Below are 442 nucleotides of genomic sequence, written 5' to 3' on the forward strand. Positions count from 1 at the left end.
ACAAAATGACAGAGTGATATCACTTAAGGAGTATAGTGATAGTAAGTTTCTTGTGTTGTGGAGTGAAATGCAAACTGACCCTGGGCAGGAGACTTATAGGATATCGGCGTTTTCTAATAGTGGCGAAATGTTGTCCTCGCCACTATAGCGTTTCACAATGATAAAGTGGTGCTCAGAGGCTATAAGCGCCTTTTAGTAGCATTCTCAACTGAAGCTTTGTCTTGTCTGCTTCTTTCGTGCGTTCGGTCTTTGTGGCGTCCAGGCAGTTGCCGCCCATCTGAAAAACAATCGTTACCATAGCTTCCGCTAAAGCGTTGCGCGTCTGATAATCCAAGGCGGCTTTGTTTGTTCCTTCTATCGCGCGCACTTTAAGATATTCTTCAAGCTCAGTAACAACGTGTCGAATTTCCAAATTAATCGCAGATCTAAACTCTTGAGAGTT

The 442-nt window shown here is 43.7% G+C and carries 1 protein-coding gene; it reads right to left on the reverse strand.

All coding sequences use genetic code 11. From position 1 onward, the window contains the following. Nucleotides 1–172: 172 nt before the first annotated feature. Nucleotides 173–442, reverse strand: a 270-nt coding sequence (locus A3757_RS26300; protein WP_369819527.1) for a hypothetical protein, incomplete at its 5' end; no start/stop codon positions are given.

The organism is Oleiphilus sp. HI0117 (genome assembly GCF_001635235.1).